This is a genomic window from Streptomyces sp. NPDC088252 (genome assembly GCF_044740965.1).
In the GTDB taxonomy this organism is placed as follows: Bacteria; Actinomycetota; Actinomycetes; order Streptomycetales; family Streptomycetaceae; genus Streptomyces.
Window position 1 is genome coordinate 213,849 of sequence record NZ_JBIURS010000006.1, and the last position, 18,389, is coordinate 232,237.

The 18,389-nt window shown below is 70.5% G+C and carries 17 protein-coding genes and 1 pseudogene; 15 read left to right on the forward strand and 3 right to left on the reverse strand.

What is annotated here, in order from left to right:
- Positions 1-45 precede the first annotated feature (45 nt).
- The 3 genes and pseudogenes from ACIOHC_RS14890 to prcA all read left to right on the forward strand — a co-directional run.
- Positions 46-233, forward strand: a pseudogene (locus ACIOHC_RS14890) (endonuclease domain-containing protein); the annotation flags it as partial.
- Positions 185-1,030 carry a proteasome subunit beta gene (gene prcB / locus ACIOHC_RS14895; protein ID WP_365691491.1) on the forward strand — a complete coding sequence of 282 codons (846 nt, stop codon included), beginning with the start codon at positions 185-187 and terminating at the stop codon, positions 1,028-1,030. The pseudogene ACIOHC_RS14890 and the gene prcB, both read left to right, overlap by 49 nt.
- Positions 1,031-1,088: 58 nt before the next feature.
- Positions 1,089-1,931 (forward strand): proteasome subunit alpha, encoded by an 843-nt coding sequence (gene prcA, locus ACIOHC_RS14900; RefSeq protein ID WP_351079187.1) that lies wholly within the window; start codon positions 1,089-1,091, stop codon positions 1,929-1,931.
- A 54-nt stretch (positions 1,932-1,985) separates the two neighbouring features.
- On the opposite strand, the gene ACIOHC_RS14905 is transcribed toward prcA, so the two are convergent.
- Positions 1,986-3,026: a LacI family DNA-binding transcriptional regulator gene (locus ACIOHC_RS14905; protein WP_351079190.1), complete on the reverse strand. Its 1,041-nt coding sequence runs from the start codon at positions 3,024-3,026 to the stop codon at positions 1,986-1,988.
- A 132-nt stretch (positions 3,027-3,158) separates the two neighbouring features.
- Here ACIOHC_RS14905 and ACIOHC_RS14910 point away from each other — a divergent pair, with 132 nt between their 5' ends.
- The 12 genes from ACIOHC_RS14910 (at position 3,159) to ACIOHC_RS14965 (ending at position 15,342) form a co-directional block, all read left to right on the forward strand.
- The gene (locus ACIOHC_RS14910; protein WP_365691492.1) at positions 3,159-4,418 is read left to right on the forward strand and encodes an MFS transporter; all 1,260 of its coding nucleotides are present in this window, start codon (positions 3,159-3,161) and stop codon (positions 4,416-4,418) included.
- Positions 4,419-4,427: 9 nt separating this feature from the next.
- Entirely contained in the window at positions 4,428-5,789 is a 1,362-nt protein-coding gene (gene pafA / locus ACIOHC_RS14915; protein WP_351079195.1) for a Pup--protein ligase, read from the forward strand.
- Between the two features lie 127 nt (positions 5,790-5,916).
- Positions 5,917-6,864 carry an FKBP-type peptidyl-prolyl cis-trans isomerase gene (locus ACIOHC_RS14920; RefSeq protein ID WP_365691494.1) on the forward strand — a complete coding sequence of 316 codons (948 nt, stop codon included), beginning with the start codon at positions 5,917-5,919 and terminating at the stop codon, positions 6,862-6,864.
- A 43-nt stretch (positions 6,865-6,907) separates the two neighbouring features.
- Positions 6,908-7,282: an FKBP-type peptidyl-prolyl cis-trans isomerase gene (locus ACIOHC_RS14925; RefSeq protein ID WP_351079199.1), complete on the forward strand. Its 375-nt coding sequence runs from the start codon at positions 6,908-6,910 to the stop codon at positions 7,280-7,282.
- 113 nt (positions 7,283-7,395) lie between these two features.
- Positions 7,396-8,349: a WYL domain-containing protein gene (locus ACIOHC_RS14930; RefSeq protein ID WP_351079201.1), complete on the forward strand. Its 954-nt coding sequence runs from the start codon at positions 7,396-7,398 to the stop codon at positions 8,347-8,349.
- A gap of 12 nt (positions 8,350-8,361) precedes the next feature.
- Positions 8,362-9,318 (forward strand): WYL domain-containing protein, encoded by a 957-nt coding sequence (locus ACIOHC_RS14935; RefSeq protein WP_351079204.1) that lies wholly within the window; start codon positions 8,362-8,364, stop codon positions 9,316-9,318.
- A 19-nt stretch (positions 9,319-9,337) separates the two neighbouring features.
- Positions 9,338-9,607 (forward strand): hypothetical protein, encoded by a 270-nt coding sequence (locus tag ACIOHC_RS14940; protein WP_351079207.1) that lies wholly within the window; start codon positions 9,338-9,340, stop codon positions 9,605-9,607.
- 62 nt (positions 9,608-9,669) lie between these two features.
- Positions 9,670-9,867, forward strand: a complete 198-nt coding sequence (locus tag ACIOHC_RS14945; RefSeq protein ID WP_351079209.1) for a hypothetical protein — start codon at positions 9,670-9,672, stop codon at positions 9,865-9,867.
- A gap of 364 nt (positions 9,868-10,231) precedes the next feature.
- Positions 10,232-10,522 carry a Sec-independent protein translocase subunit TatA gene (gene tatA / locus ACIOHC_RS14950; protein WP_351079211.1) on the forward strand — a complete coding sequence of 97 codons (291 nt, stop codon included), beginning with the start codon at positions 10,232-10,234 and terminating at the stop codon, positions 10,520-10,522.
- Between the two features lie 64 nt (positions 10,523-10,586).
- The gene (gene tatC, locus ACIOHC_RS14955; RefSeq protein WP_351079214.1) at positions 10,587-11,537 is read left to right on the forward strand and encodes a twin-arginine translocase subunit TatC; all 951 of its coding nucleotides are present in this window, start codon (positions 10,587-10,589) and stop codon (positions 11,535-11,537) included.
- A 17-nt stretch (positions 11,538-11,554) separates the two neighbouring features.
- Positions 11,555-12,463, forward strand: a complete 909-nt coding sequence (locus ACIOHC_RS14960; RefSeq protein WP_351079216.1) for a diacylglycerol kinase — start codon at positions 11,555-11,557, stop codon at positions 12,461-12,463.
- A 44-nt stretch (positions 12,464-12,507) separates the two neighbouring features.
- On the forward strand, positions 12,508-15,342 hold the full coding sequence (locus tag ACIOHC_RS14965) for a DEAD/DEAH box helicase (protein WP_351079219.1): 2,835 nt from the start codon (positions 12,508-12,510) through the stop codon (positions 15,340-15,342).
- Positions 15,343-15,476: 134 nt separating this feature from the next.
- On the opposite strand, the gene ACIOHC_RS14970 is transcribed toward ACIOHC_RS14965, so the two are convergent.
- Both ACIOHC_RS14970 and ACIOHC_RS14975 read right to left on the reverse strand, forming a co-directional pair.
- Positions 15,477-16,577: an LLM class flavin-dependent oxidoreductase gene (locus ACIOHC_RS14970; RefSeq protein ID WP_351079222.1), complete on the reverse strand. Its 1,101-nt coding sequence runs from the start codon at positions 16,575-16,577 to the stop codon at positions 15,477-15,479.
- Between the two features lie 231 nt (positions 16,578-16,808).
- The gene (locus ACIOHC_RS14975) at positions 16,809-18,335 is read right to left on the reverse strand and encodes a helix-turn-helix domain-containing protein (RefSeq protein WP_351079225.1); all 1,527 of its coding nucleotides are present in this window, start codon (positions 18,333-18,335) and stop codon (positions 16,809-16,811) included.
- Positions 18,336-18,389 lie beyond the last annotated feature (54 nt).

Sequence of the window (18,389 nt, forward strand, 5' to 3'; positions counted from 1 at the left end):
CGTACCGCGCGGGCACAGGCGGGGCCGCAGGCCGTGCGGAGCCGCCCCGCACTTCATGTGGATCACCGCCACGGGACGGGTAGGGTCCGTGGCGTAACCACATCGACTGCAATTCGGCCATCGGTACGTCGGGAGACGCTCCTGACACCCTGCGCAGGGCCGTCGCTTACCTGGAGGGAAACGCGTGGAAGCCAACACTCGTAGCACCGGGCGTCTACCAGCTGCCTTCCTGACGCCGGGATCCTCTTCGTTCATGGATTTCCTGTCCGACCAATCTCCCGAGATGCTCCCGGGCAACCGCAGCCTGCCGCCCCTGCAGGGGGCGATCGAGGCGCCGCACGGGACGACCATCGTCGCGGTGACGTTCCCCGGCGGAGTGGTCCTCGCCGGTGACCGGCGAGCGACCATGGGCAATGTGATCGCGCAGCGTGACATCGAGAAGGTCTTCCCGGCCGACGAGTACTCGGCGGTGGGCATCGCCGGCACGGCCGGGCTGGCCGTGGAGATGGTCAAGCTCTTCCAGTTGGAGCTGGAGCACTTCGAGAAGGTCGAGGGTGCCCAGCTCTCCCTGGAGGGCAAGGCGAACCGGCTCTCCACGATGATCCGCAGCAATCTGGGGATGGCCATGCAGGGCCTCGCCGTCGTGCCGCTCTTCGCCGGTTTCGACCTCGACCGCGAGAAGGGCCGGATCTTCTCGTACGACGTCACCGGCGGCCGTTCCGAGGAGCACGGGTACGCGGCCACCGGCTCCGGGTCGGTCTTCGCCCGCGGGTCGATGAAGAAGCTCTACCGGGAGGACCTGACGGAGCCGCAGGCGCTCACCCTGGTCGTACAGGCGCTGTACGACGCCGCGGACGACGATTCGGCGACCGGCGGCCCCGATGTGGCCCGGCGGATCTACCCGATCGTCACCGTCATCACCGACGAAGGCTTCCGGAGGCTGGACGAGGCGGAATCGTCCCAGATCGCCCGTTCGATCCTGGAACACCGGATGGAACAGCCCGACGGCCCGCGCGCCGCGCTGCTCTGACCGCCGTTCCGCTGCTTCTCCGATGCTCCAGTCACTGACAGAAAGGGACGGATAACCGGTGTCGACGCCGTTCTATGTCTCACCTCAGCAGGCCATGGCCGACCGGGCGGAATACGCCCGGAAGGGCATCGCCCGTGGTCGCAGCCTGGTTGTGCTGCAGTACGCCGACGGCATTGTGTTCGTCGGCGAGAACCCGTCCCGTGCGCTGCACAAGTTCAGCGAGATCTATGACCGGATCGGTTTCGCCGCCGCCGGCAAGTACAACGAGTACGAGAACCTCCGCATCGGCGGTGTGCGCTACGCCGATCTGCGCGGATACACCTACGACCGTGACGACGTGACGGCCCGTGGGCTGGCCAACGTCTATGCGCAGACGCTGGGCACCATCTTCTCCAGCGCGGCCGAGAAGCCGTACGAGGTGGAGCTGGTGGTCGCCGAGGTGGGGGTCGAACCCGAGGGCGACCAGATCTACCGGCTGCCGCACGACGGCTCGATCGTCGACGAGCACGGCTCGGTCGCGGTCGGCGGGAACGCCGAGCAGATCAGCACCTTCCTGGACCAGCGGCACCGGGACGGGATGACGCTCGCCGAGGCGCTCAAGCTGGCGGTGCAGGCACTGTCCCGCGATCCCAACGGCAGCGAGCGGGAGATCCCCGCGGAGCGGCTGGAGGTCGCGGTCCTGGACCGTACGAGGCCGCAGCAGCGCAAGTTCAAGCGGATCGTCGGTCGCCAGCTGGCGCGGTTGCTGGAGGCGGACGGCGGCTCCGCACCGACGGACGCGCCCTCCGACATCGAGGACGACGAGGGGGCCGGGGCCTCCGGGACGGCGTCCCCTGCGGGCACGACGGACGTCACCAAGTCCACCGAATCCGGTGGGGACGTGGAGTCCTCCGAGGAGTAGTCGAGCACTGCGCCGGTGCCCCGGTCCGCCCTTGTCCGGCGGTCCGGGGCACCGTCATGAGCGCGGGCTGTTTGCCGGTGGCGGCGCGGAGGAGCCGCGGGCCACCAGGCGCACCGGCAGGCTGCCGGGCTCTGCGGGGCGGCCGTCCAGGACCGCCAGCAGGGCCGCCATGCCCCGCTCGCCGACCTGTTCGGCGGGCAGCCGCACGGTGGTGAGCTCCGGTTCGACGGCCGTGGCCAGGGCCAGATCGTCGAAGCCGGTGACGGAGAGGTCGTCGGGGACGCGGAGTCCGAGCCTTCGAGCGGCCTTGCAGGCGCCCGCGGCGAGGATGTCGTCGTCGCAGACGATGGCCGTGGGCCGGGGGCCGGGGGTGGCGAGTGCCCGCTCCGTGGCCTCCCGGCCCGCGTGCACATCGAGTGCCGCCGCGACGGTCCGCACACAGGTGCCCGGCGCTGCCGCCAGGGTGTCGTGGAGGGCTCGGGCCCGGACGGCGAAGGTCCAGGAATCGACCGCCGACGCGAGGTGGACGAAGCGGCGGTGGCCGAGCGCGAGCAGATGGTCCGCGATCTGCCGCATGCCGTCGGCGATGTCCAGATTGACCCGGGCCGCGACCCCGGTGTCGGCCGGGTCGCTGTCGAGCATGACCAGCGGCAGGCCGGCGTCGCGCAGCGCGTCCAGCGCGCCCGCGGCCATGGACGAGGCGATCACCCCGTCGAGGGAGGCACGCGCCGAGGCGAAGGGGTCCCTGGCCGGCCCGGTGCCCTCGGGGGACGGGTAGAGGACGACCCCGAAGCCGTGCTCGGCGGCGACCGCGGCGGCGCCGGTGTAGACGCGCGCGAAGAACTCGTTGGTGAGCGCGGGGACGACCAGGAGTGCGGTCCTGGTGCGGCCGAGCCGGAGATTGCGGGCGGCGAGATTGGGCTGGTAGCCGAGGCCGCGGGCGGCGTCCCGTACGCGTCCGGCAGTCGCCTCGGAGACTCTTCCACGCCATTTGTCGCCGAGCACGAGGGAGACGGTGGCCTGCGAGACGCCTGCGGCCCGCGCGACATCGCGGCTGGTGGGCCGGGCCGGGGCGGGCTGTGGTGCGCTGGTCACTCGGGCCTCCGGGCCGATCGGGGGCAGGCGCCGTGCGGTGGACCTGCGGACTGGGCACATGGTACGTATGGACCTCGACGTTATACGTAAAACCCCAGGGCGCCGGAGAGTGCCCGAAGGAAAGGGCGGGACATGGCCGCGGGATATCTGGACATCCTCCGGGCGCGGCATGCCGCCCGGCTGCTGGCGGGGACCCTGGTGGGGCGGCTGCCGAACGGCACCGCGCCGGTCGCGATCGTGCTGTTCACCCGCGCCGAGGGCGGCAGTTACACCCTCGCAGGCGCGCTCGCGGCCGTGTACGGGCTCGCCACCGCGGTCGGGCAGCCGCTGCTGGGCCGCGCGGTGGACCTGTACGGCCAGCCCCGCGTCCAGCTCCCGGCCTCCCTGGCATCGGCGCTGGGCATGATCGTGCTGGCCCTGGTGGGCCTGGGGTCGCTGCCGCTGGCCTACGGGGCGGTGATGGTGGCCGGCGTGTTCACCCCGCCGCTGGAGGGCGGTCTGCGGGCCCTGTGGCCGTCCGTCCTCGGCAGCGAGGACCGGGTGCACCGGGCGTACGCGATGGACGCCGTCGCCCAGGAGGTCATGTTCACCGTGGGCCCGCTGCTGGTGACGGTGCTCGTCTCCTTCTGGTCACCCGCCGCCGCCCTGCTCGTCATCAACGTGATCGGCGTCCTGGGGGCGCTCTCGGTCGTCCTCTGCGAACCCTCGCGTGCCTGGCGTTCCGCGCCCCGCGAGGCACACTGGCTGGGCGCGCTGCGCTCGCCGGGGCTGCTGGCGCTGCTCGGCTCGTTCTTCTTCGTCGGGCTCGCGCTCGGTTCGATCACCGTGGCCGGGGTGGCGTACGCCGACGACCACGGCCGGGAGTCGGTGTACGGCTGGCTGATGGCCGCGCTCGGGCTGGGTGCGCTGATCGGCGGTTCGGTGTACGGGGCACGCCGGTGGGCCGGGGCGCCGGAACGCCGGCTGCGGGTCATCGTCGCGCTGCTGGCACTGGGCTATCTGCCGTTGATGCTGACCCCCGGAGTGGTCGCCATGACCGTTCTGGCGGCGGTGTCCGGAGTCTTTCTGGCGCCCGCGATCGCCTGCTCGTTCATCGTGGTCGACCGGCACGCTCCGCGGGGCACGGTGACCGAGGCGTTCTCCTGGCTGGTGACGACGTTCGGGGTGGGTGCGGCGGCGGGAACGGCCGTGGCGGGCCCGGCCGTCGAACTGGGCGGCACGACGTGGAGTTTCGCCGTCGCGGGGGCCGGTGGGGTGGCGGCACTGCTGGTTCTGCTGGCCACGGGAAGGTTCCTCGCAGTTCCCGGACATACGTCTGTTGCCGCACGGGGATCGGAAAATGATCGAAACGGTGCTGTCGAACCCGGTTTCAGCTCTGGCCATCAGGCGTAATGTTCAGTCATGGACCGCCGCATTTTCGGGCTGGAGAACGAGTACGGCGTCACGTGCACGTTCAGGGGACAGCGCCGACTGTCCCCTGATGAAGTGGCGCGCTACCTCTTCCGCCGTGTTGTGTCATGGGGCCGCAGCAGCAACGTCTTTCTGCGGAACGGCGCCCGCCTCTACCTCGACGTGGGATCGCATCCGGAATATGCAACCCCCGAATGCGACAACCTGACTGAATTGGTCACGCACGACAAGGCCGGCGAGCGCATTCTCGAAGGCCTGCTCGTCGACGCCGAACGCCGCCTGCACGAGGAGGGAATCGCGGGCGACGTCTATCTCTTCAAGAACAACACCGACTCGGCGGGAAACTCCTACGGCTGCCACGAGAACTATCTCGTGGCGCGGCACGGGGAATTCTCCCGGCTCGCGGACATCCTCATTCCCTTCCTCGTCACGAGGCAGCTGATCTGCGGCGCGGGCAAGGTGCTGCAGACACCGCGGGGCGCCGTCTACTGCGTCAGCCAGCGTGCCGAGCACATCTGGGAGGGCGTCAGCTCCGCCACGACGCGTTCCCGCCCGATCATCAACACACGCGACGAGCCGCACGCGGACGCGGAGCGGTACCGCCGCCTCCACGTCATCGTCGGTGACTCCAACATGTCCGAGACGACCATGCTGCTCAAGGTCGGGGCGACGGACCTGGTGCTCCGGATGATCGAGGCGGGCACCGTGATGCGGGATCTGACGCTGGAGAACCCGATCCGGGCGATCCGGGAGGTCAGCCACGACACCACGGGGCAGCGCAAGGTGCGTCTGGCCAGTGGCCGTGAGGCGTCCGCCATCGAGGTACAGCGCGAGTACTACGAGAAGGCCGTCGACTTCGTCGACCGGCGCGGCATCCGTACCGGTACCGTCGCGCGGGTCCTGGAGCTGTGGGGCCGTACGCTCGACGCGATCGAGGCCGAGGATCTCGACCGGATCGAGACCGAGATCGACTGGGTCATGAAGTACAAGCTCATCGAGCGGTACCGGGCCAAGCACAACATGACCATGTCGCATCCTCGGGTCGCCCAGATAGACCTCGCGTACCACGACATCCACCGCCGCCGCGGGCTGTACTACCTGTTGGAGCGCAAGGGACAGGCGGCCCGTGTCTGCAACGACCTGAAGATCTTCGAGGGGAAGTCCGTGCCCCCGCAGACGACCAGGGCGCGGCTGCGCGGGGACTTCATCCGCCGGGCCCAGGAGCAGCGGCGGGACTTCACCGTCGACTGGGTCCATCTGAAGCTCAACGACCAGGCGCAGCGCACGGTGTTGTGCAAGGACCCGTTCCGTTCGGTGGACGACCGGGTGGAGAAGCTGATCGCGGGTATGTGAGCCGGCGACAGGACGCCCTCGGCCTCCGACGCGACGCGGGCCCCGTACGTTCCTCGTACGGGGCCCCGCGTACGCCCTAGAGTGTCGGGGACTCAACCAACCGTGCCGTCTGAGATCTGAGGAACAAGTGCGCCGACTTGCCGGCCTTCTCGTCGTCCCCCTGTTGCTGCTGGCAGCGGCTTGTGGCAACGAGAAGGGCTCCGCTTCCGCTTCCGCTTCCGCCGCGTCCGAGAACGGGTTCCCCGCCATCACCGCGGGCGCGAAGTTCGGCGAGAAGCCCACGCTGTCCAAAGGGACCGGGAACCCGCCCAAGGAGCTGAAGACCAGAGTCGTCAGCCAGGGTGACGGGGCCACGCTCAAGAACGGCGACGCGATCCAGGTCAACTACCTCGGGCAGGCCTGGGACTCCGACAAGCCCTTCGACAACAGCTTCGACCGCAAGCAGCCGTTCGATCTGACCCTCGGCGCCGGCATGGTCATCCAGGGCTGGGACAAGGGCCTCGTCGGCCAGAAGGTCGGCAGCCGGGTCGAGCTGGTCATTCCGCCGGACCTCGGCTACGGGGCGCAGGGCCAGGGCGACATCAAGCCGAACGCCACGCTCGTCTTCGTCGTCGACGTTCTGAAGGCCACGCAGATCCCGGCGTCCGCCAAGGGCACCGAGGTGGCCCAGGACAATGCCGACCTTCCGAAGGTCGGCACGAACACGGACGGCAAGGCCCCGAAGGTCACCATCCCCACCAAGACCGCCCCGCCGACGAAGCTCGTCTCCAATTACATTCTGGAGTCCAAGGGCGACGTCGTGAAGGACACCGACAGCGTCGTCGTGAACTACGTGGGGCTGCTGTGGAAGGACGGCAAGACGTTCGACAGCACCTACTCCACCGGCAAGACACAGACCTTCCCGCTCGCCCAGGTCACCCTCAAGGGGCTCAAGAACGGCCTCGTCGGCAAGAAGATCGGCAGCCGGGTGCTCCTCGTCATTCCGCCGGACCAGGGTTTCGGGGACAAGGCGCAGCAGACCATTCCGGCGAAGTCCACGCTGGTCTTCGCCGTGGACATCCTGGCGAAGATGTAAGACTGTCCCGGTTGCCCAGTTCATCATTAAGAGGAGCAAGTCAGTGAGCATCGAGAAGCCCGAGATCGACTTCCCGGGTGGCGAGCCGCCGGCCGACCTGGAGATCAAGGACATCTGGGAAGGCGACGGCGCGGTGGCCGAGGCGGGCGCCACCGTCTCCGTCCACTACGTGGGCGTGGCCTTCTCCACCGGCGAGGAGTTCGACGCCTCCTGGAACCGCGGCGCCCCGCTGCAGTTCCAGCTCGGTGCCGGCCAGGTCATCTCCGGCTGGGACAAGGGCGTGCAGGGCATGAAGGTCGGCGGCCGTCGCCAGCTGACCATCCCCGCGCACCTCGCGTACGGCGACCGCGGCGCCGGTGGCGGCCGTATCGCCCCCGGCGAGACGCTGATCTTCGTCTGCGACCTGGTCGCCGTCTGATCCGCGCCCATACGCCGCGAGGGCCCGTGCCGCAAGGCGCGGGCCCTCGCTTTTGCCCGGACACCGCGTAGCGGTACGGTCGACGGTCGTAGAGCAAAACAGAAAGGGCGTCGATGGCGATTGCCAAGGCCGAGCGGCTGATGAACCTGGCCCTGTGTCTGCTGGGGACCCGGCGCCCGCTGAGCAAGCGCGAACTGCGCGGCTCCATCGAGGCCTATCTGGAAGCGGGCTCCGACGACGCCTTCAACCGGATGTTCGAGCGCGACAAGGACGACCTGCGCGAGCTCGGTCTGGTCATCGAGACCGTGGAGAGCCTGGACGGCGACACGGGCTATCTCGCCCGCCGCGACAGCAACCGGCTGCCCCCCATCACGCTGGACGCCGAGGAGGCCGCCGCGCTGGGACTGGCCGCCAAGGTCTGGCAGCAGGCACGGCTGGCCGGTGCCGCCAGCGGTGCGCTCCAGAAGCTGCGGGCCGCGGGCATGCCGGAGGCCGAGGACGCCTACGAGGTGCACAGCGCCCTCGAACCCCGCATCCCCGTTCACGAGGCCGCGTTCGAGCCGTTGATGCTGGCCTGCCGGGACCGCCGCCCGGTGACCTTCGACTACCGCAAGGGCAACGCCGCCCGGCCCGAGCAGCGCCAGGTCGAGCCGTGGACGCTGGAGTGCTGGCGCGGCCACTGGTACCTGGCCGGCTGGGACCGGGACCGCGGCGCCGAACGGGTCTTCCGGCTCTCCCGGATCACCGGCCGGGTCCGCTCCCGGGCCGGAACCTTCACCGCCGAGGTGCCCGACGTCGTGACCGTCCGCGAGACGGTGGAGAGCTGGGCGGGGGAGACGGCGACCCGGACCGCGCTGATCCGGCTGCGGACCGGTGCCGGATACCCGCTGCGCTCGCGCGCCATATCGGTCCGGGAACTCGGGGACGGATGGGACGAGTTGGAGATTCCGTACGGACACGGTCTGGACGCCTGGCTCGTCGAGTTCGGTCCGGACGTCGTCGTACGGGAACCCGCCGATCTGCGGGCCGATGTGGTGGACCGGCTGCGCGCCGTGGCCAAGGACTGAGGGGGCCCGATCATGGCCACGAACGCGATCGACCAGACCCGCCGGATGCTCTCCCTGGTGACTTATCTGCGTGAGCGCCCCGGTGCCCACGTCCAGGACGTGGCCCGCGCCTTCGGGATCAGCGAGGACGAACTGATCTCGGACCTCGACGTGCTGCCCATGTGCGGCACGAGCTTCCGCGGCGGGGACCTGCTGGACATCGACACCGACGGCGACCGGATCTGGTGGCACAACCCGGACGACGTCGCGGAGCCGCTGCGGCTCGCGGCCGACGAGGCGACCGCGCTCCTGGTCGCCGCCCGCGCCGTGGCCACGCTGCCGGGGCTGCGCGAGAGCGACCGGCAGGCGTTGCTGCGGGCCACCGCGAAGCTGGAGACCGCGGCGGGCGAGGTCGGAGCGGCGAGCTCGCGACTCTCGGTCACCTTCGAGTCCGAGGGCGGTGTCTTCGCCGACGTCGACCGGGCTATCTCCGAGCGGCGCCGGCTGTGGCTGCGCTACTACTCGCCCGCGCGCGACGAACTCACCGAGCGCGAGGTGGACCCGATCCGGCTGTTCGCCGTGGGGCACACGTACATGGAGGCCTGGTGCCGGTCCTCGGAGGACCGGCGTACGTTCCGGCTCGACCGTGTGGCCGAGATCCGGCTGCTGGACGAGCCGGCCGCTCCGCCCGAGCTCGAACTGCGGGATCTGTCCGAAGGACTCGTCCAGCCGGCGGCCGAGGACCCGGAGGTCGTGGTCGAGGTCGGCCCCGGCGGACGGTGGGTCGCCGAGTACTATCCGCACGACAGCGCCCAGGAACTGCCCGACGGAGGGCTGCGGATCACTCTGCGCACCCCCGACCCGGCCTCGCTGCGCAGACTCGCGCTGCGGCTCGGTGGAGAGGGGCGCATCGTCTCCCCGCCGGAACTGGCACAGAGCGCGCGGAGAGCGGCCCGTGCGGCGCTCGCCGCCTACGACGACCCGGCCTGAGCGGATACCCGAGGGAGATATGAGCAATATGCCTGTGGTGTCGGGCGTTCCGACCGTGGTGGTGCCCGAATCCGTACGGTTCAAGGCCGCATGCCCGGACTGCAGCGAACGGTTCGAACTGGCCGCCGGTGCCATCCGCCTCGCCGTGGGTGCCAGCCGCCGGACGACGTTCTACTCGTTCACCTGCCCGGCGTGCGGCGCGGCCGTCCGCAAGCCCGCCGGGGAACGGATAGTCGAACTCCTCACCGTCGGCGGGGTGCGGACGTTGCGTCTCCACACCAGCCTTTAGGCCGACCGGCGTACCGGTCGATCTCGGAACTTCGGACACCTAGACACATTGAGGCTCTGCGCATGTTCTGGCCCATGCTCGCCATCGCCCTGGGGTTTCTCGGGATCGCCGTCCTCGGGGTGCTGGCCGTCAAGGTATTCGTCGAAGCCCAGCGCCTGGGCCGTCAGGTGACCCGGACCACCCAGCGCATCAACCGCGCGGCCGAGGACCTCGAACGGGCCGCGACGGATCTTGCCGCCACGGGTGAATCGCTGCGCTGAGGGCTGTCCCATGGCCCCTGGCGCCCGCCAGGGACCACGGGACGGCCCTCGGGGTCCCTCGTTCGGATCCTGCCGGGCCCGTGTGCCGGACGAACGACCCCGGATCCACCGACCCCACGTTCGTGTGAGGCTGTGAGCTGGGCCGATGGATCGGCGCGGGCGCGGCCTCCAGTTTCCCGGGTTCGGGGGGTACGCTGCTGGCGGCGGCCCTGAGAGCGAGGCATGGGCCGTAATCGCAAGGATGCATGGGTATTGCCCTGCGTTTACTCCTGCGGGATACGATCGCTGACAGTACGACGATCGGACGTCCGTCCGACGTTCGGTCCGCCCCACCCCTGCTGCCTCGGTGAGAAGGTACACGCATATGTTCGGAAGGCTCGGCGCTCCCGAGATCATCCTGATCCTCGTCGTCATTGTTCTGCTGTTCGGCGCGAAGAAGCTTCCTGACATGGCTCGCTCGCTCGGCAAGTCGGCCCGCATCCTCAAGAGCGAGGCCAAGGCCATGAAGTCCGAGGGCAGCCCGTCGGCCACCCCGGCCGAGCCGGCGAACGACACCGCCCAGGACCAGGCCGCCCCGCGCACCATCAAGGCCGCGCCCGGTGACGTGACCAGTTCGCGTCCGGTCGCCGAGCCGACCGACTCGACCAAGCGCTGACAAGAACCGGGCCGACGCAGGCGCCGTGACCGGTGGGGCCTGCTGCACGAGATGAGGACGTGGGTTGCTCAAGTCTGCCCGCAAGCAGGAGACGGACCCAGAGGGCCGCATGCCCTTGGTGGAGCACCTGCGTGAACTGCGTAACCGGCTGGCGAAAGGCCTGCTCGGGATCGTCGTCGTCACGATCGTGGCCGCGTTCTTCTACAAGGGGATCATCGAGTTCTTCACCGATCCGGTACTGAAGTCGGTCGGTTGCGAGTCCAGCTTCGCCGAACTCGCCAAGAAGGAAGACGGTACGTGCGCGCGTATCGTCCTGAACGGCCTCCTCACCCCGTTCACCCTCGCGCTCAAGGTCTCCTTGATGGCAGGCGTCGTCCTTGCCTCGCCGGTCTGGCTCTACCAACTGTGGGCCTTCGTCGCGCCGGGACTGCACAAGCACGAGAAGAAGTACTCGCTCGCTTTCGTCGGCGCGGGCTTCCCGCTCTTCCTCGCCGGCGGCTTCTTCGCGTACAAGACCCTGCCCACGATGGCGCGAGTGCTCCTGGACTTCTCGCCGGGCGGCGTCGACAACCAGTTGCCGCTGGATGAACTGCTCGACCTGATCACGCGCATGGTGGTGGTCTTCGGGCTCTCCTTCGAGCTGCCGCTGCTGCTCGTCATGCTGAACTTCGGCGGGATCATCACCGGCAAGCGGATGCTCGGCTGGTGGCGGGGCATGATCATGGGCATCACGGTCTTCGCCGCGGTGGCCACCCCCAGCACCGACCCGATGACCATGCTGATGCTCGCCGGACCGATCTGGTTGCTCTACTTCGTGGCCACGGGGATCTCGCTGCTCAACGACCGACGCAAGGCAGAGCGCGCGGCGGCGGGGCCCGCCGACGACGAGGCGTCGGAGCTGGACCTCACCCCCGAGGACATCGGTGAGATCGAACCCGTCTCGTCCGGCCGTTCGTTGCCCGACCAGGCGAACTCGGACCATGACCGGGTCAACGGTTACGACGACATCACCTGACCTTGTAGGGTCCCCGGGTGACCAGCGAGATCACCCTCTTCGTCAATCCCACCGCAGGAAGCGGCCGGGGCGCGCGCGCCGCGCAGCCGGCCGCTTCCGCGTTGCGGGACGCCGGATTCTCCGTACGCACGGTTCTCGGCGAGGACGCCGACGACGCGCTGCGACGGGCTCGTGAGGCCGTCGCCGGTGGGACCGGAGCGCTGATAGCCGTGGGCGGGGACGGCATGATGTCCCTCGCCCTGCAGGCCGTTGCCGGGACGACGACGCCGCTCGGGGTCGTCGCCGTGGGGACCGGGAACGACTTCGCCCGCGCGCTCGGGATGCCGATACGGGATCCGGCCGCTGCCGGACGGCTGGCCGCGGAGGCGCTCAAGGGCGGTGTCGTCCGCGAGATCGACCTCGGCAGGGTCGGCGAGCGGTGGTTCGGCTCCGTGCTCGCCTCCGGCTTCGACTCCCGGGTCAACGACCGGGGCAACCGGATGCGCTGGGTCGGCGGACGGTTCAAGTACGACCTCGCGATCCTCGCCGAACTGGCCGCGTTCAGGCCCATCCCGTACCGCGTCAGGCTGGACGGCGGACCGGTCCGGGAGATCGAGGCCACGCTCATCGCCGTCGGCAACGGATCGACCTACGGCGGAGGCATGCGGATCTGCGCGGACGCCGCCATGGACGACGGCCTCTTCGACGTGACCGTCGTAGGGGACTGCAGCCGCACCACACTCCTCAAGGTCTTCCCCCGCGTCTACAAAGGGACGCACCTCAGCCACCCCCGGGTCACCGTGCACCGGGTCACCTCGATCGAGCTCGCCGCGGCCGGTGTCACCGCGTACGCGGACGGTGAGCAACTCGGGGCGCTGCCGCTCACCGCGACCTGTGTGCCGGGTGCGGTGCGAGTGCTGGCCCCGGGTTCTCCCGGCGGGATTTAAAGATCGCGTCACTGTCGGAGGTGGCGGGTAGGCTCATAAGCAAGATGACAGAGGACCTCTCACCAGCTGAGCGATACCAGGCTTCTCGGATCCGCGCCGCCGAGCTGGCCACCGCACTCGCGCCCTTCCGCGAGCTGTACGAGTTCGATCTGGACCCTTACCAGATCGAGGCCTGTGAGGCGCTGGAGGCCGGCAAGGGGGTGCTCGTCGCAGCCCCCACCGGCTCGGGCAAGACGATCGTCGGCGAATTCGCGGTGCACCTCGCCCTCGAACAGGGCCGCAAGTGCTTCTACACCACCCCCATCAAGGCCCTGTCCAACCAGAAGTTCACCGATCTGGTCAAGCGCTACGGGCCCGACAAGGTCGGTCTGCTGACCGGGGACAACAGCGTCAACGGCGATGCCCCCGTGGTCGTGATGACCACCGAGGTGCTGCGGAACATGCTGTACGCGGGTTCGCAGGCGCTGCGCGGCCTCGGCTATGTGGTGATGGACGAGGTGCACTACCTCTCCGACCGTTTCCGGGGCGCCGTCTGGGAGGAAGTGATCATCCACCTCCCGGACTCCGTGACCCTGGTGTCACTGTCGGCGACCGTGTCCAACGCCGAGGAGTTCGGCGACTGGCTCGACACGGTCCGCGGTGACACCCAGGTCATCGTCTCCGAGCACCGCTCGGTGCCGCTCTGGCAGCACGTGCTCGCGGGCCGCCGGATGTACGACCTCTTCGAGGAGGAGACCGATCACGGCGGCCGGGGCACGGGGCGCCGTGAGGTCAACCCCGACCTCGTGCGGCTCGCCCGGATGGAGAACCAGCGGGGATACAACCCGCGCGAACGCCGTCGCGGCAAGATGGTCCGTGAGGCGGACCGTGAGCGCGAGCGGCGCCAGCGCGCCCGGATCTGGACCCCGGCCAGGCCCGAGGTCATCGACCGGCTGGACGCCGAGGGGCTGCTCCCCGCCATCACCTTCATCTTCAGCCGGGCCGGCTGCGAGGCCGCCGTGCAGCAGTGCCTGCACGCCGGACTGCGGCTCAACGACGAGGACAAGCGGCGCCTCGTCCGCGAGATAGTCGAGGAGCGGACCGCGTCCATCCCCGGCGAGGACCTCCACGTCCTGGGCTACTACGAATGGCTCGAAGGGCTGGAGCGGGGCATAGCCGCGCACCACGCGGGCATGCTGCCCACCTTCAAGGAAGTCGTCGAGGAACTGTTCGTACGAGGCCTCGTCAAGGCCGTCTTCGCGACGGAGACCCTCGCCCTCGGCATCAACATGCCCGCGCGTTCGGTCGTCCTGGAGAAGCTCGTCAAGTGGAACGGCGAGCAGCACGCCGACATCACCCCCGGCGAGTACACGCAGCTGACCGGCCGGGCCGGGCGGCGCGGCATCGACGTCGAAGGCCATGCGGTGGTGCTGTGGCAGCGTGGCATGGACCCGGGCGCCCTGGCCGGACTCGCCGGCACGCGGACGTATCCGCTGCGCTCCAGCTTCCGGCCCTCGTACAACATGGCCGTCAATCTGGTGCATCAGTTCGGGCGGCACCGTTCGCGCGAGCTGCTGGAGACCTCCTTCGCACAGTTCCAGGCCGACCGGTCGGTGGTCGGGATCTCCCGGCAGGTCCAGCGGAACGAAGAGGGACTGGAGGGGTACCGGGAGGGCATGACCTGTCACCTCGGTGACTTCGAGGAGTACGCGCGACTGCGCCGCGACCTCAAGGAGCGGGAGAACGAGCTGGCCAAGCAGGGGGCGTCGCAGCGGCGGGCCGCCGCCGCGGCCTCCCTGGAGAAGCTCAAGCCCGGCGACGTCATCCATGTGCCCACCGGAAAGTTCGCCGGGCTGGCACTGGTCCTCGACCCGGGGCTCTCCGCGGGACGCACCAACGGGCACGGGCACCGCGGGCTCGAATACCACGACGGACCACGGCCGTTGGTGCTGACCGCGGAGCGTCAGGTCAAGCGGCTCGCCTCGATCGACTTCCCCGTTCCGGTGGCGGCCCTGGAGCGGATGCGGGTGCCGAAGTCGTTCAACCCGCGCTCACCGCAGTCACGCCGCGATCTTGCCTCCGCGCTGCGGACCAAGGCCGGGCACATAGCGCCCGAGCGGCACCGCAAGGGGCGCTCCGTCGCGGCCGACGACCGTGAGATCGCCCGCTACCGGGCGGAGTTGCGCGCACACCCCTGTCACGGCTGCGACGAGCGCGAGGACCACGCGCGATGGGCCGAGCGCTACCACCGGCTGCAGCGCGACACCAGGCAGCTGGAGCGGCGGATCGAAGGACGGACGAACACCATCGCCCGCACCTTCGACCGGATCGTCGCACTGCTCACCGAGCTCGACTACCTGCGCGGCAACGAGGTCACCGAGCACGGGCGGCGGCTCGCGCGGCTCTACGGCGAGCTGGATCTGCTGGCGAGCGAGTGCCTGCGGGCCGAGGTGTGGGAGGGCCTGAACCCCGCCGAACTCGCGGCGTGCGTCTCCGCGTTGGTGTACGAGGCGCGGCAGGCCGATGACGCGGTGGCGCCCAAGCTGCCGTCCGGGCCCGCGAAGACGGCGCTGGGCGAGATGGTCCGGATCTGGGGCCGGCTCGACGCCCTGGAGGATGACTTCAAGATCAACCAGGCGGAGGGGGTCGGGCAGCGCGAACCCGATCTGGGGTTCGCCTGGGCCGTCTACATGTGGGCGTCGGGACGGACGCTGGACGAGGTGCTGGGCGAGGCGGACATGCCGGCGGGCGACTTCGTGCGGTGGTGCAAGCAGGTGATCGACGTGCTGGGGCAGATCGCGGCGGCGGCCCCGCGCGAGGGGAGTTCCGTGGCGCGGAGTGCGCGCAAGGCGGTGGACGCGGTGTTGCGGGGGGTCGTGGCCTACAGCTCCGTGGGGTGAGGGCGCGGTGTCGCGGGCGGAGCCGGAGGCGCGGGGTGAACCTGCGGCGGTCCTGCCCGGCCCCTCCGGGCGAGCCGGAGGGGCGGGGGTGCCGGGCGGGTTGGGCTTCACCGGGCCGCCCGGCACCGCCGGTCCTACGCGGCCGTACGGGCCGCGTCCCGCTTCGCCACTTCCTCGCGGACGATCGGGATGACATGCCGTCCGAAGTCGATGGCGTCGTCCAGCAGGTCGTAGCCGCGGGCGGACAGGATCTCCACACCCAGGTCGTAGTAGTCGAGCAGCGCCTGCGCGACCGTCTCAGGGGTGCCCACCAGAGCCGTCGAGTTGCCGGCTCCGCCGGTTTCCGCCGCGGTCGGCGTCCACAGCGCCCGGTCGTGGCGCTCCCCCTCGGCGGCCACCGCCAGAAGCCGTCGGGAGCCGGTGTTCTCCGGGCTGTTCAACGGGTGGCGGCGGTTCGGCGGCGCGCCGGCCTTGCGGGCCTTGATCCGTGCCAGCGTTCGATGGGCCTTCTCCCAGGCGAGTTCCTCGGTCGGGGCGATGATCGGCCGGAAGGCGACCTGGATCCTCGGTACGTCCGTACGGCCCGCCGCCTGCGCCGCTGCCTTCACCGACGCGATCTGCTCCGCGGTCCGGGCCAGCGGCTCGCCCCACAGGCAGTAGATGTCGGCTTCGGCGCCCCCGGCCGCGTACGCCGCCGGTGAGGAACCCCCGAACGAGACGCGCGGACGGGGCTGCTGCACGGGGAAGGTGTCGCTCACGAAGTCGTTGAAGCGGTAGTGCGTGCCCTCATGGTCGAAGGGTTCGTGCGAGGTCCATGCCTTCTTGATGATCCGGATGGCCTCACGGGTGCGCGCGTACCGCTCGTCCTTGGTGAGGAAGTCGCCCTCGCGCTGCTGCTCGTGGTCGTTGCCGCCGGTGATGAAGTGCACGGCGAGTCGGCCGTCGCTGATCCGGTCCAGGGTCGCGAAGGTCTTTGCCGCGAAGGTCGGGTACGAGACGTTGGGGCGGTGCGCCACCAGGATCTGGAGCTTCTCGGTGCGCGCCGCGACGTAGGCCGCGGCCGGGGACGGATCCGGGGAGCCGGACCCGTAGGCGAACAGCACCCGGTCCCAGCCGTGGTCCTCGTGCGCGCGGGCCAGTTCGAGCGTGTACTCCTTGTCGAAGGACGCCCCGGAGCGGGGGGTCACCTCGGAACCTTCGTTGGTTGCTGCGATGCCGAGAAACTCGACGGGCATGGCAAAGCCTCATCTCGTGCTGCGGGAAACCGGTCGTGTGAAGTGCTGACGTCGGAGCTGTCAGGAACAACACGAGGCGGACCACACTCGACCGAAGTCGATGTGGTCACGGGTGACCAGCCGCAGCTGAGGGCGCATCTGCCCAGTGGAACAGGCGTGTTGGTGCCGCGTCAACCGTTTCTGGCGTCGACGGCCCCGATACGCCCGGCGGCGTTCGGGGCGGCGCGGGAGTCAGGGCCCGGCGGCCGGTGGTGCGGACGGCTCGGCGGGGCGCGTGGACAGGCCCGCGCGACAGGCCAGTTGGAGTGCGAGGCGGACATCCGGCTCGTTCAGATCGGCGCCCGTGAGCTGGACGATCCTGCGGATGCGGGCGCCCACCGCGTTCCGGTGCAGATGCAGGGCCTGTGCCGCTCGGGCGGGCGAGTTGTTGTGGTCCAGGTACCCCTGGAGCGTGCGCAGCAGTGGCTCGGCACGTTCCGGACCCAACGCCAGGACCGGGGCGAGGAGTTCGGCCACCGCCTCGCGCGCCGTGTCCGAGGCGTACCACTCCATCAGCATGCGGTCGAGGCCCACGGCGTCGTGGGCGGCCACCGCCGCCCCCGCGCCGCGCGGTACGACCGCGCGGGCCTCACGGGCGGAGGTGCGGATGCCCAGCGGGCCCCGGTGCGGTGAGCCCACACCGCATCTCAGCCCGGCCTCCGGGCGCAGTCCGGCCAGCCGGTCCACCACGCGCCGGGCACGGGCCGAAGTGGCGTGCCGCCCGTCCGCCCCCGGATCGGCGGGCCAGGTGCTCAGCAGGACGAGGGCGTCGTCGACCAGGGCGGCGTTCCACTGAACGGTGTCCGCGGGCGGGGAAGCGGGCGTGCCGGGAGGCGGCGTCGGCCGGTCCCAGGTCCGCAGCAGGGTCAGTGCCTGGGACATCACGGCGTCCAGGGTCCTCGGCCGGTCCGTCGCGTCGACGCCGCCCGCCTCCACCCGCAGCGCGATGTGCCAGCCGTCCACGGGCAGCGCGAGCGCCCGGCCCCGGGCGGCCAGCCGGGCGGCCTGGTCCTGCGGCGCCACGAGCAGCTCGGCCAGCAGACGGCCACGGGAACGCACGGGGACGTCGCCGTGGCCGCCGCCCGCCGCGGCGAGGGCCGCCAGCGCGAGCACGGAACGCACCGCCGCTCCCGCGTGACCGGGGCGGGCCGGGGCCGCGAGCCGGATCTCGCCGTCCGGGCCCGCGGCGGCGGCACCCTCCTCGCCGGGACCCGCTGTCCGCAGCTCCACCGGTACGCCGAGGGCGCGGGCCGCCGCCGCGGCCACCCGGTCCGGGTCGCCCGCGACCGTCGTCACCTCCTGCGCCGCAGCGGCGACCCGGGCCAGCGCGTCGGCCGCGGACCCGGCCACCGCCCGTTCCACGGCCACCACGAGCGCGGCGAGATCCCCCTCCGCGTACAGCACCGCGACGCGGCCCCGCTCGGCGAGCGCCCGTGCCGTGGCCGTCACCTCGGCGGGCAGCCCGTGGGGTGTCTCCGTCACGCCGGTCAGCACCAGCGCGGCGGCCCCGGCCGCCGCCGCGTCCCGCACCGCCACGTCCAGCAGATGCCCCGGCACCGGCGTCAACAGCACGGCGATCGTCCCGGTGGGCATGGCGGCGAGCCGGTCCGGGCGCGGCTCCAGACGCACCCCCGTGACCTCCATCGCGTCGAGCGGACCCACCAGCGGGCGGACCTCGTCGAGTCCGGGGGAGGAGAGGAGTTCCAGGACACTCGGCATGCGTCCAGTGTGCCGGAAGCACATCGACCCGTTCAATCATGGGCCATCAGCCCA

Coding starts and splice junctions, on each gene's coding strand:
- ACIOHC_RS14975 (WP_351079225.1), bottom strand. CDS start 18,335: ATGCCGAGTGTCCTGGAACTCCTCTCCTCCCCCGGACTCGACGAGGTC.
- ACIOHC_RS14970 (WP_351079222.1), bottom strand. CDS start 16,577: ATGCCCGTCGAGTTTCTCGGCATCGCAGCAACCAACGAAGGTTCCGAG.
- ACIOHC_RS14940 (WP_351079207.1), top strand. CDS start 9,338: ATGAGCAATATGCCTGTGGTGTCGGGCGTTCCGACCGTGGTGGTGCCC.
- ACIOHC_RS14945 (WP_351079209.1), top strand. CDS start 9,670: ATGTTCTGGCCCATGCTCGCCATCGCCCTGGGGTTTCTCGGGATCGCC.
- ACIOHC_RS14965 (WP_351079219.1), top strand. CDS start 12,508: ATGACAGAGGACCTCTCACCAGCTGAGCGATACCAGGCTTCTCGGATC.
- ACIOHC_RS14910 (WP_365691492.1), top strand. CDS start 3,159: ATGGCCGCGGGATATCTGGACATCCTCCGGGCGCGGCATGCCGCCCGG.
- ACIOHC_RS14930 (WP_351079201.1), top strand. CDS start 7,396: ATGGCGATTGCCAAGGCCGAGCGGCTGATGAACCTGGCCCTGTGTCTG.
- pafA (WP_351079195.1), top strand. CDS start 4,428: ATGGACCGCCGCATTTTCGGGCTGGAGAACGAGTACGGCGTCACGTGC.
- tatA (WP_351079211.1), top strand. CDS start 10,232: ATGTTCGGAAGGCTCGGCGCTCCCGAGATCATCCTGATCCTCGTCGTC.
- ACIOHC_RS14935 (WP_351079204.1), top strand. CDS start 8,362: ATGGCCACGAACGCGATCGACCAGACCCGCCGGATGCTCTCCCTGGTG.